Origin of the sequence: Pseudalkalibacillus decolorationis (assembly GCF_024609785.1) — a bacterium.
GTDB lineage: Bacteria > Bacillota > Bacilli > Bacillales > Fictibacillaceae > Pseudalkalibacillus > Pseudalkalibacillus decolorationis.
This window is the reverse complement of sequence record NZ_JANHJQ010000034.1, coordinates 1-12,288: the sequence shown is the minus strand read 5'-3', so window position 1 is coordinate 12,288 and position 12,288 is coordinate 1. Positions and strand designations below refer to the sequence as shown.

The following is a 12,288-nucleotide window of genomic DNA, read 5'->3' as shown; positions in this document are numbered from 1 at the left end:
AACCACAACTACCATTTTCTTTTTCCCGATAAAAGTGGTATCTTTCTGTTTAGATATTAAAAAGCAGGTGTTGATGAAATGAACTACGACGTAATCATCATCGGTGGTGGACCTTCTGGGCTGATGGCAGCTGTTGCTAGTGCCTCAAATGGTTCTAAGGTTTTACTCGTCGATAAAGGAACCAAACTTGGAAAAAAGCTTGCGATCTCTGGAGGCGGTCGTTGTAATGTTACGAACCGCCTCCCTATTGATGAAATTATTAAGCATATCCCAGGCAACGGTAGATTCCTATACAGTGCATTTACCATTTTTAATAACGAAAGCATCATCAAATTCTTTGAAGGGTTGGGAATCCAGTTAAAAGAAGAAGACCATGGCCGTATGTTCCCCACAACTGATAAAGCCCAATCGGTTGTCGATGCAATGCTTAAGAAAATTCGAGAGCTTGGTGTTGAGATCCGAACAAATACGGCTGTCAAACAAGTGATTTATGATAACCAAAATGTAAAAGGAATTAAAGTGGGCGGGGAAGAGATCATTAAGTCAAAAGCGGTCATCATTGCGGTTGGTGGTAAATCAGTTCCGCATACTGGCTCCACTGGTGACGGGTATGCATGGGCAAAGGCTGCTGGTCATACGATTACCGAATTGTACCCGACAGAAGTACCTATCACCTCTAAGGAACCATTCATCAAGGAAAAAACGTTGCAAGGATTATCCTTACGTGATGTAGGGTTAAGTGTTCTGAAACCTAACGGCAAACCAATCATCACTCATCGGATGGATATGATTTTTACTCACTTCGGAATCTCAGGACCAGCAGTATTGAGATGCAGTCAGTTCGTCGTTAAAGCTCTGAAAAAGAGTAAGGAGAACACTGTGACGATGGAAATTGACCTTATGCCTGATCAAAACCAAGAAGAAATTTTTCAAGAAGCCGTGCAGATTCTTAAAAGCGAACCAAAAAAGGCAATTAAGAATGCTTTAAAAGGTTGGATACCTGAACGTTATTTGCACTTCTTACTGGAGCAGGCGGGGATCGACTTGAATACAGTATATGATCAATTATCGCATCGATTATTGCGTTATTTTGCGGGATTGATAAAAGGATTCCGCTTGAAAGTAAACGGGACCCTATCCATTGAAAAGGCATTTGTAACCGGAGGCGGCGTTTCAACGAAGGAAATCGAGCCAAAAACGATGCGCTCAAAAATTATCAACGGACTCTACTTTTGTGGAGAAATTCTGGATATACACGGATACACAGGGGGCTACAATATTACGTCTGCCTTTGTGACAGGGCATCTAGCTGGAACGAATGCAGCTAACGAACAATAAAGTGAACCCATACTAATAAATGGAGCTACCAACAGTTATTTTTGTAGGGGCTCCATCTTTTTAACACCACTTAACTTCCCACTATGGTAATAACAGTGGTATTCTGCCGGTTCTTCACCTTTTAACATGTCTGGGAGAAAGTATCGGATATTGCTCACTACCCCATAGTTATCTGATTCGAGTACCCATTTGATCGGCTTCCAATCAAGTAGTCCCTCATCCACTTTAACTGGAGTCGGATAGGATGTTTCTTTTTCAAGATAAACGATGTAAACGTACATTCCACCGATGAATTGATAATCGAACTCCCATTGAACCGTCCCAGTAAACCCTGGTGCTTCAATTAACAAACCTGTTTCTTCTTCTACCTCACGAATAATACATTCCTCGGGTGTTTCTCCTTCATGGATTTTACCACCTACACCATTCCATAACCCTTTGTTTGGTGCTTTATATCGATTAAGCATCAGCACCTCTGTACCCTTTACAATGAAACAAATCGTATATAGAAACATTCAAATACACCCAAATCTCATTTTCTACCAGTTTATCATAAGAAGGTTATTCCCTGTAGAGAATCATCGCTGAAAAGCTATAAACCGTTTCAACCTCTTCACTATACTCATCCACTGCCATCGAAACCTGATAACGAACATCGATCACGTTGGATTCATGGACATTTACTAAAAAGGCATTGATTTCTTCTTCAAGATCTTCTTCATGTTCAGCCTCAAATAATTTCACCTTCAACAAAAAGCACCTCCAACGAATGAACGTCTATTAAGACGTACAATTCTGCCAGAAGTGCTTAATTTCCTTTGACGAAAATCTACTAGTTTTGTCAGTTTATTGTTCCAGGGTCAATGCTTTCTTAAAGTGTAATAGATAAACCGTTTCGTTCTCCTCTTTAAAATCCGGGTAGCCATTACCGCTGCCAGCTTGGATTCTGCTATGACAATAATATCCTTATCACAAACCACTTCTTCCTTCGTTGTCCGAGATAAATAAGAAAGAGGAATATTTTTCGTTACATTATCAAATGGATTTCGGTATGAAGAATGATAATCCCTTACATCAATCTTGCAAAAATCGTGCTGGTTGATGCATTCCTGTTGAACAGACTTAAGCGTCATGTATGGGATTAAATAGGAGAAAATGACATAAACCGCCAAGAGCATCAGGGTCATTTCCAATACCATTACGCTTATCTCCCTTCAATTGTGTGTTTAAAAAGGAGGACAACATCCTCTTCCAACTGTTACTTGGTCTCGCCTTCCCATTCAAGCATGCCACCAACCATATTTCTAACCTTATAACCTTGGTCCTCTAAATATAAGCATGCATTTTCACTTCGACGTCCTGAGCGGCAAACAATGATATGTTCTGTCTCTTTTTCGATTTCATTTAAACGTTCAGGAATTTCCATCAAACGAATATGATGGGCCGCTGGAATTATTCCCGACTCAACCTCTTCATCCTCACGCACATCAATAATTGATATCGTTTTTCCTTCTTTCAAAAGCTTTTCTACTTCTGAAGGCGTTATAGTTTGAACGCTTTGTTCCATATTGATCCGTCCTTTCAATCTATGCTCATCCAATGTTTTAGTTTCTACGTTCCTCATTTTACGAACTATAAATGGAAAAGTAAAGAAATTGATTTTGTAGATTGGAGGCCATAAGTCAAATCGTGATAGTCTTTTGTTTTTTCTATAAAAGACAATATTTGATATATAAAAAAACTACATTTTGCCTATTATCCTGGTGTCCCAAATCTTTTAGATGAATTATTCTCAGTTTGGATGAATTCCAGGGTTTCCGGATGAATTCTTCTCAGTTTGGATGAATTTCAGATTGTCCGGATGAATTATTCCGAATACAGCTGTTAAATTTACATGTTTTTCATTAAATGTGATCTTCTTGTACTCTTGAAGAAGAGTCATTGCTACTTTTAACGCTAAATGGCCTTAGACAGATCTCTAATATGTAAAATCACCAAGCTAAAGAACATTTCTAATCAAAAGTTATCGACATCTTAAGAATTTTATAGTTTCCTGGTCAGCAATAAAAAAGAAGCTGACGGAAAATTCCGGCAGCTTCTTTGAATTTAATTTGCGACGATGTTCACTAATTTCCCTGGTACAGCTATTACTTTTCGAACTGTTTTTCCTTCGACGCTTTCTTTGATCTTTTCATCTGTTAATGCGATTTCTTCCATCTGCTCTTTGTTGGCATCAGCTGGTACGAGTAACTTAGCACGAACTTTACCATTGATCTGAACAACGATTTCTACTTCGTTTTCAGTTAACTTGCTTTCGTCGAATGTTGGCCAATCTGCATAAGTCACTGTTCCCGTATGCCCTAACCTTTCCCAAAGCTCTTCACAAATATGAGGTGCCACTGGAGAAAGCATCTTAACAAATCCTTCAATGAAGGATTTTGGTAATGTTTCTTGCTTGTAGGCATCATTGATAAACACCATCATTTGAGAAATACCAACATTAAACCGTAGCTCTGCAAAGTCCTCCGTTACTTTTTTCACTGTTTGATGATACACACGTTCAAAGCCTTCGGATGCTTGAGTGTCTTTGATTTTGTCTGAAAGGGATCCGTCTTCTTCAACGAACAATCTCCAAACCCGGTCAAGGAAACGACGGGAACCATCCAATCCATTTTCAGACCATGCAATAGAGGCATCTAAAGGACCCATAAACATTTCATAAAGGCGGAGGGTATCTGCACCATGGCTTTTTACGATGTCATCTGGGTTAACGACATTGCCCTTTGATTTACTCATCTTCTCGTTGTTTTCCCCGAGAATCATTCCTTGGTTGTAGAGACGTTGGAATGGCTCCTTCGTCGGAACAACGCCTACATCATACAATACCTTATGCCAAAAACGAGCATACAATAGGTGAAGGACCGCATGTTCAGCTCCGCCAATATATAGATCGACAGGTAACCAATGCTTTACTTTTTCTGGTGCCGCGACTTGTTCTTTATTATCGGGATCCATGTAACGAAGATAATACCAGCAGCTACCTGCCCACTGCGGCATCGTGTTCGTTTCACGACGACCTTTTTTCCCTGTTTCAGGATCTACAACATTGACCCATTCTTCCACATTAGCAAGTGGTGATTCCCCAGTTCCAGATGGTTGAATATTATCAATTTTAGGAAGTGTCAACGGCAACTCTTCTTCTGGAACCGCGCTCATCGTACCATCTTCCCAATGGATGATCGGAATCGGTTCTCCCCAATAACGTTGGCGACTAAATAACCAGTCCCGAAGACGATACGTAACTTTACGCTCACCTTTATTGTTCTTTTCAAGCCATTGAACCATTGCTTCTATTGCATCCGTTTTATTCATCCCATTTAAAAACTCAGAGTTGACGATTTCCCCGTCCTCTGTAAATGCTTCCTTGGTAACATCGCCGCCTTTGACCACCTCAACAATAGGAAGCTCAAATTTGGTTGCAAATTCATAATCACGTTCATCATGTCCTGGAACAGCCATTATTGCACCCGTTCCATAGCTTGCCAACACATAATCCGCAATCCAAATCGGAGTTTTATGACCATTCACTGGATTGACAGCATAAGCACCAGTGAATACACCTGTCTTTTCTTTTGAAAGCTCGGTACGCTCTAAATCACTTTTCGTCTCGATTTCTTTTTTATAAGCATGAACGGCATCCTTTTGTTCAGCAGTCGTTATTTCATCAACAAACGAGTGTTCAGGAGCAAGTACCATATACGTTGTACCAAACAATGTGTCAGGGCGCGTCGTAAATACCTTAATTGTTTTGTCAGAGCCTACAACATCAAATGTGATCTCCGCACCTTCAGATCGGCCAATCCAATTCCGCTGCATATCTTTTAAGCTGTCTGGCCAATCAAGCTCAACAAGATCTTCTAATAAACGATCGGCGTATGCTGTAATCTTTAACATCCACTGCTTCATCGGTTTTCGAATGACCGGATGACCACCACGTTCACTTTTACCATCAATTACTTCTTCATTTGCAAGTACCGTTCCAAGTTCAGGACACCAATTCACCGGAACTTCATCAACATAGGCAAGGCCTTTTTTATAAAGCTGCAAAAAGATCCACTGTGTCCATTTATAATAGTCGGGATCGGTAGTGTTTACTTCACGATCCCAATCATAGGAGAAACCTAGCTCCTGAATCTGACGGCGGAACGTATTGATATTCTGTTCTGTAAACTCAGCTGGGTCATTTCCGGTATCCAACGCATATTGCTCTGCTGGGAGCCCGAATGCATCCCACCCAATTGGATGAAGCACATTATAACCTTGCATCCGCTTCATTCGCGCGACAATATCTGTAGCTGTGTACCCTTCAGGATGCCCGACATGAAGACCAGCCCCAGATGGATAAGGAAACATATCCAATGCATAGAATTTCTTTTTGTTTGGTTCAAATTCTGTCTTGAATGTTTTATTTTCATTCCAATAACTCTGCCACTTTTTCTCAATTTTTTGATGATGAAAAGACATTACAGCCACTCCCACTCATAATTTTTTAAGTATGGTTTTCTTTTTTTGCTAAGTACATGTTTAATCTTGACCCTCGCTAACTTAGATTAACTCGGTAAGGGTTTTTCTCGCGGAAAATAGGTATTATACCGCTAAAAGTGTAAATGTGCCGCGATGCTCCTAAATATGCCGCGGAAACAACACTTTTTGCCGCGGAAGGCTTAACTCTTGACAAAACTTATCTTAACACAGAGATCTGAAGCTCAACTTCCTCGAAATCTTGGTGGTTTAGAAGCAAGAAGTTCAAGGCAGCGCAGTGTCGAGACTCGGAGCTTGGTTAAGTCAAGTGAGAATCGTAGGCATAAGCTAACGAAGAAATTCGAAGCTTATAAACCGCCCTCTGGCAAAGGAGAAACAAGAAGTTCAAGGCAACGAAGTTTCGAGGATCGCAGCGTAGTTAATCTACGTGAGAACCGGAGAAACGAGTTAACGCAGAAATTCGCAGTTTATCATTTGTCAGAAATAAATAAAACCTCCCGCCACTGATAAAAAACACATCAGGGACGAGAGGTTGAATACACATAACCTTCCCGCGGTACCACCCGCATTAGCACACTAATACGAAATAGTGTTACTCACTTTGGCTCCTTATCGCGGAGAAACGATAAACGCTACTTTTGGTTCACGTTTATGGCTCTGAGGCGAGTTCAAATAACTTTCGGGTTGGCTTTCACCGTCCGCCAACTCTCTTTATACCGTTGCCTATCTTACTAGTCCTCTTCTTAGCCTTATAATTTATAAAGATTTTAATTTGTATTTTATGCACGTTCTCAGAATTTGTCAAGTTTTTTCTGAAAATAGGTTCTTATCATGTTATACGGATTTCTCTGTTTGTATACGTTTTAACGTGTTTTTCTTTGGCGTTGAGGCGCTGATATTTTTAAAAGAAGCATAGATAAAAGGAGCCAGACACCACCGGCAGCAAAACCTGCGATCACGTCACTTGGAAAATGGACGCCTAGATATACGCGACTTAATCCAATTAAAAGAACTAGGAACCCCGAAATGTATAGAATATAATTTTTCTTTACCCCGCTACGACTAAAATAGACCCATAGTAAATAGCCAAGAAATCCGAAAAAAGCGGCTGAATTCATTGAGTGGCCACTTGGAAAACTAAACCCACCAGCATCTAATAAAGGGGTATGGTCTGGCCTTGTCCGATCATAAATGTTCTTCAGAAACCGGTTCATTAACCGTACACCCATCAAATTAAAAAGTAAAATTAGTGCGAGGTGAGGTGACCGATTCACAAAAAAATGAATTACTAAAACAATCATAAGTGGAATAGACACATAACCCGAACCCACATATGTAAGAAAGATAAAAAAAGGAGTCAACCAATCTGATCGAAGGTTCCAAACAAACTCCATAATCACCCTATCAAAAGTCGTTAATCTATCATGAGAAAATCCAAGTATAATAAAAAGGATCACTAAAAATGTCGCTATAATGAATGTGAACCAGTACCATTTGCGATGATTATGTTCAGCGGTGATCTGTTCCAGTTCTCCCACTCCCTTCAAAGTTCTTGTCTTTTTTCACTTCATATGCTTGCTATTTAAGGATTATTCCCAAATTTCCATAAAAGAAAACTTGAATCCAAAGGACCTGAATAATTCTTTTTTTACACGTTAAGAAAGTATAAAAAATACTTTCTATAGTATAAGCGCAACTACGGCGAAGGCTTGGCGCTAGCCAAGTTTTCTTTATATAATTGAAAACCACTTCTATTCCCTTGGTTCTAATTGGCTACCTGCTCACATCATGCTAAAATGCTATTAGTATCAAAAAGTTTGAGCTTTATCACGAAATATATATTCACGCTGAGGTGCTTGTCCTATGAACTTGGAACGTGTTTTACCATTTGTAAAAAAGCTGTTACAAAACGTAATTGAGGATGGGGATATAGTAATCGACGCGACCGTTGGAAATGGACACGACACCCTTTTCCTTGCCGATTTAGTTGGACCAAATGGGATGGTATACGGGTTTGATGTGCAAAAAAAAGCTATTGAGGCTACGAACCGATTGCTCGCTGACTATGGTTATACAAGGCAGATCACTTTATTTCACGAAAGTCATGCACACGTTAAACGAAACATACCAGTAGAAGAACATGGCACGATAAAATCGGCGATCTTCAACCTCGGCTACTTGCCAGGCAGCGATAAAAAAGTGATTACACGCCCAGATTCCACCCTTCAAGCGATACAAGGGCTGTTAGAAATAATCGCTGTAGGCGGTTTGATTATTGTCGTTGTTTATCATGGACACGAAGGCGGGAAAGAGGAAAAAGATGCTTTATTAAGCTACCTTAGCAACCTCGATCAGAAAGTAGCACACGTCCTTCGCTACCAGTTTATTAATCAGAAAAATGATCCCCCATTTCTTATAGCCATTGAAAAACACTAATTACTTAAGAAAGCGGAAGACTTTAGAAAAAAGGGATTGGCCTAAAATATGGTCAATTCCTTTTAATATCATCATTATGCTTTAATTTTCCGATACATCATACTGTTCCAATAATAATAATAGGCTGTCATTCCACCTGCTCGCATTAATCTCTTCGTTACAGTACGAACATCCTTTTGAGCACGGACCTTTTCATCTGATGCATAGATACCTAGAAGACCTCTAGTGACAAGTGAATGAAACCTTGCATGAGGCAGTTCTTTCGTTGACTTGTCTGCCATTTGGAAGAAATGCAACAACCGAGTCACCATTTCGTTTTCATCGTCATAATAAAAGCAGAAATTCAAGTCCCCGCCAGCTCGATCTTCCTCTTGATCAATTAAATAATCCATCATAATATGGAGTCCTTGTATCCATGGGAAATAACCGTTCTTCACCTTATTAGCCCAGTCTGGTTGAAAACCATCATGTGTCGCGTATGATATGAGACAAAAAATCCCGATTGTGGAGCCTGCACATGCAGAAAACTCATACCAACTCATTGGAGGAAGAGTATTTTTATTTTGATCAAACCAATCCTTTAGTCGTGGTACCCGCTCATCCTTTTTCACATGCTTATGTACCTGTAAATTACAGTAATGATCAGCAAGCTCTTTAAGCGTATCCTCGATATGTGGAAATCCTGGCAAATTCACCAGAACTGTCTGACACGTTTGGACGAGATCATGCAAATAACCACCATCATCTTGTTCTTCTCGGTGCAAGTAATAGTTTTCTAGTGATGCCTCAGGCTTCAATGCATGAGGCATCGACCGATGAAGCTGCTCGAAATCGAGAGGATCCAAAGATGTGCTCCGATCACAGAGGTTGTCCAAATAATCACTGATTGTCTGATAGGCAACAATAAATTTGATGACATCCTTCTGTCGTGTTGGACCATTGGATAACAGAGAATAGATCCCACCACCTTCGCAGTGGAAGGTTTTCGAACTAATGCTCGCCAATGCCTGTGTTCTCAACTCTTCATTCGGAATGTGTTCCGCTCTCTCCCTCCAATAGTTCAATTCTTCATGAACATAAGGTAGAACATCTTTATAGACCCGCTTCATCAACGTCCACGGTTGTGAAGGAACATTCATACCATCACTCCTTCTGATAATGATATTGTGAGTTAAAAAAGTATAAAACTGTGTTGCACAGATGTAATGTTTAGCTCCAACTCCCAGGTGCTCGAGGTCGATTCGATTCTTCCACAAACATCCTAACCGTTTTAATAGTCATCTCTACTTTACGTGGAGCTTAATCAAATGATTCAAATAATGAAAAACCTGATCTCTTTCAGGTTCATTAAGGACTTCGTGATAAAGATCCGGCCACTCCTTAAACGATTTTTCCATTATGGGAAGATTGTCAAACCATTCTCTAACCTTCCATTTATCAACAATTAAATCATTACCCGCTTGTACAAGTATCACGGGGATCTCAGGAAATTGATCAGTTGATTGGTGAGCACGTTTTATCGCCGTAACCAGTTCCCGATACCATCTTACGGAAACCTTTTTAACTAGAAGCGCATCCTCAGCGTCACGCTTCCTAATTTCCTCAGACCTTGTTCCATTGCTTAAGCCTTGATCAGCACTAATAAGTAAACCGGGATACACCTTATTCATAAGTTTCGATATCGTACTCATTGTTATTGAGGGCTTATGAATGATACCTAGACATGGGGATGAAAGAACCAGCGCATTTACATTAAGTTGCTTTTCAGTTAAAGCTCGTATAACAGCCAAGCCACCCATGCTATGACCAAACAAAATAACAGGTAAATTAAACTCTTGAGCTTTTAGAACCCAAGATTCAATGGCTTCAATATATACGTTAAAGGAATCGATATGTCCACGTTTCCTTCTGGTTGTCCCTTGTCCTGGGAGATCCCCCATAACAACATGGAAACCATTCGATACCCACTGAGATTTAAGCCATTCATACCTTCCGTGATGTTCTCCGGCACCATGTACAATCACAACCACTGCTTTTGCCTTTTCTGATTCCCAAATCCACATTATTAGTTCCCCCTTTTCTTCTTCATAAAAATACGCTAAACTTCAAATGGCTCTATTAATAATTATTTTATGAAAGAGGATGATGTGTTTGATTTATTCATATAAAGGTATAAAACCAAAAATTGATTCTACAGTTTTTATTGCAGACGGCGCAATTGTTTCTGGTGATGTTTCCATTGAAGAACAGTCCACCATCTGGTTCAATACCGTCATTCGAGGGGACGTAGCACCTACTCATATCGGTAAAAGAGTGAACATTCAAGATTTATCTATGCTTCACCAGAGCCCAAATAACCCTCTAATTCTTGAGGATGATGTTACCGTTGGGCATCAGGTTACGCTACATAGTTGTATAATTCGCAAAAAGGCTTTAATCGGTATGGGATCACTGATTCTCGATGGTGCAGAAATCGGTAAAGGTGCATTTATCGGTGCAGGTAGTCTTGTTCCACCAGGTAAAAAAATCCCACCCAACACATTAGCATTCGGCAGACCTGCAAAAGTGGTTCGCACCCTCAATGACGAAGACTTAAAGGATATGGAACGCATCCGAACAGAATACGTCGAACGCGGCCAGGAGTATAAGAACGTCCATGATTGAACTTATCTAAGCATTAAATTCAATAATATTCCCATCGGGGTCTTGTACAAAAACTTGATGCCAGCCGGTCTTACTGGTTGGCTTATTCAAATAAGGAATATCGGAGTCTTCAAACCGTTTAATTAACTCAACAATTGATTCAACTCGTATAGCAAAATGTGCACTTCTACTATTCAAAATTGTATTAGACTCATTGGAAAGTGATTCATTTACGATTAAATGGAGCTGTGTTTCTCCAATTTGGTACCATACACCTTCAAATTCAAAGTCGGGTCGTTGTGAACTAGGGTTTAGTTGTAACAACTTCTCATAAAAATCCCGAGCTTTTTTTAGATTTTTCACCTCTAACGAAACATGGTGTAATCGTTTGTACATCGCCTTCACTTCCCTGTATTTGTATTGATCTATTCATACTTACTTTTCCCATTTTATCACCCACTTTTAGAAATGTATAATTTCACCCTTTTCTCCGTAAAAATCTCTACAGAAAGTTTACATTGACTTGATATCCCCCTCATATTTACCCTGTATGCTTTGAATAAATAAGAAAATAGAAAAGGTGATCATAGGTGACCAAGGTTTTCAATTGGCTGCATAAGAGGGAATGTTCAATCTTCCATTGGATAAACGGAAAATGGCAATATAGAATCTTAAGTATGTATTTTAAATCGATATCAAATCTGGGAGGAGCAACCTTTTCCATTAGTATTTGTATCCTTTTATTATTAGTTTCATCTGAAGGATTAAAAACAGCAGCAATACAAAGTCTTTTTGCTCTTTTCATTAGTCATGTACCTGTTCAAATCAGTAAGAAAACCTACCCTCGAAAACGACCTTATCAAGTCTTCCCAAATACGGTGACTATTTCACGACTTCTCGAGGATCATTCTTTTCCCTCCGGACATACCACTGCTATTTTTGCAGTAACGACTCCGCTCATCTTATGGAATCCATTACTTGGAATCGCCTTACTTCCCCTATCGTTTTCGGTAGCATTATCTCGCATCTATCTTGGTCTTCACTATCCGTCTGATGTAATCACGGGCATGTTGTTGGGGATTTGTAGTGCTATACTTCTGCAGCAATTACCCATCTAATTAACCTTTCAATTTACAAGTAGATTGTGAAAAGACTCTCCCGATAATGTCGAGGTCACTGAAAAAGTTCCATAAATGATGAAAAGGTATAATTCCTTGTATGTATCGAGGGAATTATACCTTTTTTACTGTATAATTTAAGTATCAAATTTTAGTGGGTGGATACGATGATACGGAAACAACTATCTCTTCCATTAAGTTCTTATACGGA

At 39.6% G+C, this 12,288-nt stretch carries 13 protein-coding genes and 1 other annotated feature; of the genes, 4 read left to right on the top strand and 9 right to left on the bottom strand.

What is annotated here, in order from left to right; genetic code table 11:
• The first annotated feature begins 78 nt into the window (after positions 1-78).
• A complete protein-coding gene (locus NON16_RS22035; RefSeq protein WP_257351555.1) occupies positions 79-1,338 on the top strand; it encodes a BaiN/RdsA family NAD(P)/FAD-dependent oxidoreductase in 1,260 nt (419 codons plus the stop codon).
• 35 nt (positions 1,339-1,373) lie between these two features.
• Here the strand turns inward: NON16_RS22035 and NON16_RS22030 are convergent, their stop codons facing one another.
• The 6 genes from NON16_RS22030 to NON16_RS22005 all read right to left on the bottom strand — a co-directional run bounded on the left by NON16_RS22030 (position 1,374) and on the right by NON16_RS22005 (position 7,181).
• Positions 1,374-1,853, bottom strand: coding sequence for an NUDIX hydrolase (locus NON16_RS22030; RefSeq protein ID WP_257351554.1), 480 nt, complete (start codon positions 1,851-1,853; stop codon positions 1,374-1,376).
• Positions 1,854-1,899: 46 nt separating this feature from the next.
• On the bottom strand, positions 1,900-2,082 hold the full coding sequence (locus NON16_RS22025) for a sporulation protein Cse60 (protein ID WP_372508865.1): 183 nt from the start codon (positions 2,080-2,082) through the stop codon (positions 1,900-1,902).
• A 116-nt stretch (positions 2,083-2,198) separates the two neighbouring features.
• Entirely contained in the window at positions 2,199-2,537 is a 339-nt protein-coding gene (locus NON16_RS22020) for a rhodanese-like domain-containing protein (RefSeq protein WP_257351552.1), read from the bottom strand.
• A gap of 59 nt (positions 2,538-2,596) precedes the next feature.
• A complete protein-coding gene (locus NON16_RS22015; protein WP_257351551.1) occupies positions 2,597-2,905 on the bottom strand; it encodes a rhodanese-like domain-containing protein in 309 nt (102 codons plus the stop codon).
• Positions 2,906-3,444: 539 nt separating this feature from the next.
• A complete protein-coding gene (leuS, locus tag NON16_RS22010; protein ID WP_257351550.1) occupies positions 3,445-5,862 on the bottom strand; it encodes a leucine--tRNA ligase in 2,418 nt (805 codons plus the stop codon).
• Positions 5,863-6,397: 535 nt separating this feature from the next.
• Positions 6,398-6,634 (bottom strand) — a binding site (T-box leader).
• A gap of 109 nt (positions 6,635-6,743) precedes the next feature.
• Positions 6,744-7,181 (bottom strand): phosphatase PAP2 family protein, encoded by a 438-nt coding sequence (locus NON16_RS22005; protein ID WP_257351590.1) that lies wholly within the window; start codon positions 7,179-7,181, stop codon positions 6,744-6,746.
• Positions 7,182-7,743: 562 nt separating this feature from the next.
• Here NON16_RS22005 and mnmM point away from each other — a divergent pair.
• On the top strand, positions 7,744-8,316 hold the full coding sequence (gene mnmM, locus NON16_RS22000; protein ID WP_257351549.1) for a tRNA 5-(aminomethyl)-2-thiouridylate-methyltransferase MnmM: 573 nt from the start codon (positions 7,744-7,746) through the stop codon (positions 8,314-8,316).
• A gap of 74 nt (positions 8,317-8,390) precedes the next feature.
• Here the strand turns inward: mnmM and NON16_RS21995 are convergent, their stop codons facing one another.
• Positions 8,391-9,455, bottom strand: a complete 1,065-nt coding sequence (locus NON16_RS21995; RefSeq protein WP_257351548.1) for a tetraprenyl-beta-curcumene synthase family protein — start codon at positions 9,453-9,455, stop codon at positions 8,391-8,393.
• Between the two features lie 144 nt (positions 9,456-9,599).
• Complete coding sequence (locus NON16_RS21990) at positions 9,600-10,379, bottom strand: alpha/beta hydrolase (protein ID WP_257351547.1); 780 nt, start codon at positions 10,377-10,379, stop codon at positions 9,600-9,602.
• An 82-nt stretch (positions 10,380-10,461) separates the two neighbouring features.
• Here NON16_RS21990 and NON16_RS21985 point away from each other — a divergent pair, with 82 nt between their 5' ends.
• Positions 10,462-10,980, top strand: a complete 519-nt coding sequence (locus NON16_RS21985; RefSeq protein WP_372508864.1) for a gamma carbonic anhydrase — start codon at positions 10,462-10,464, stop codon at positions 10,978-10,980.
• A gap of 6 nt (positions 10,981-10,986) precedes the next feature.
• Here the strand turns inward: NON16_RS21985 and NON16_RS21980 are convergent, their stop codons facing one another.
• The gene (locus NON16_RS21980) at positions 10,987-11,355 is read right to left on the bottom strand and encodes a VOC family protein (RefSeq protein ID WP_257351545.1); all 369 of its coding nucleotides are present in this window, start codon (positions 11,353-11,355) and stop codon (positions 10,987-10,989) included.
• Positions 11,356-11,549: 194 nt separating this feature from the next.
• Between NON16_RS21980 and NON16_RS21975 the strand changes: the two genes are divergently transcribed.
• Positions 11,550-12,077, top strand: coding sequence for a phosphatase PAP2 family protein (locus NON16_RS21975; protein WP_257351544.1), 528 nt, complete (start codon positions 11,550-11,552; stop codon positions 12,075-12,077).
• The last annotated feature ends 211 nt before the right edge of the window (positions 12,078-12,288 follow it).

What these genes read in the sequence shown, in the direction of transcription:
- NON16_RS22020 (WP_257351552.1), bottom strand. Translation starts at nt 2,537, where the DNA reads ATGGTATTGGAAATGACCCTGATGCTCTTGGCGGTTTATGTCATTTTC.
- NON16_RS21985 (WP_372508864.1), top strand. Translation starts at nt 10,462, where the DNA reads ATGTGTTTGATTTATTCATATAAAGGTATAAAACCAAAAATTGATTCT.
- NON16_RS22005 (WP_257351590.1), bottom strand. Translation starts at nt 7,181, where the DNA reads ATGATTGTTTTAGTAATTCATTTTTTTGTGAATCGGTCACCTCACCTC.
- NON16_RS22015 (WP_257351551.1), bottom strand. Translation starts at nt 2,905, where the DNA reads ATGGAACAAAGCGTTCAAACTATAACGCCTTCAGAAGTAGAAAAGCTT.
- NON16_RS22035 (WP_257351555.1), top strand. Translation starts at nt 79, where the DNA reads ATGAACTACGACGTAATCATCATCGGTGGTGGACCTTCTGGGCTGATG.
- mnmM (WP_257351549.1), top strand. Translation starts at nt 7,744, where the DNA reads ATGAACTTGGAACGTGTTTTACCATTTGTAAAAAAGCTGTTACAAAAC.
- NON16_RS21995 (WP_257351548.1), bottom strand. Translation starts at nt 9,455, where the DNA reads ATGAATGTTCCTTCACAACCGTGGACGTTGATGAAGCGGGTCTATAAA.
- NON16_RS22030 (WP_257351554.1), bottom strand. Translation starts at nt 1,853, where the DNA reads ATGTTTCTATATACGATTTGTTTCATTGTAAAGGGTACAGAGGTGCTG.
- NON16_RS21980 (WP_257351545.1), bottom strand. Translation starts at nt 11,355, where the DNA reads ATGTACAAACGATTACACCATGTTTCGTTAGAGGTGAAAAATCTAAAA.
- leuS (WP_257351550.1), bottom strand. Translation starts at nt 5,862, where the DNA reads ATGTCTTTTCATCATCAAAAAATTGAGAAAAAGTGGCAGAGTTATTGG.
- NON16_RS21990 (WP_257351547.1), bottom strand. Translation starts at nt 10,379, where the DNA reads ATGTGGATTTGGGAATCAGAAAAGGCAAAAGCAGTGGTTGTGATTGTA.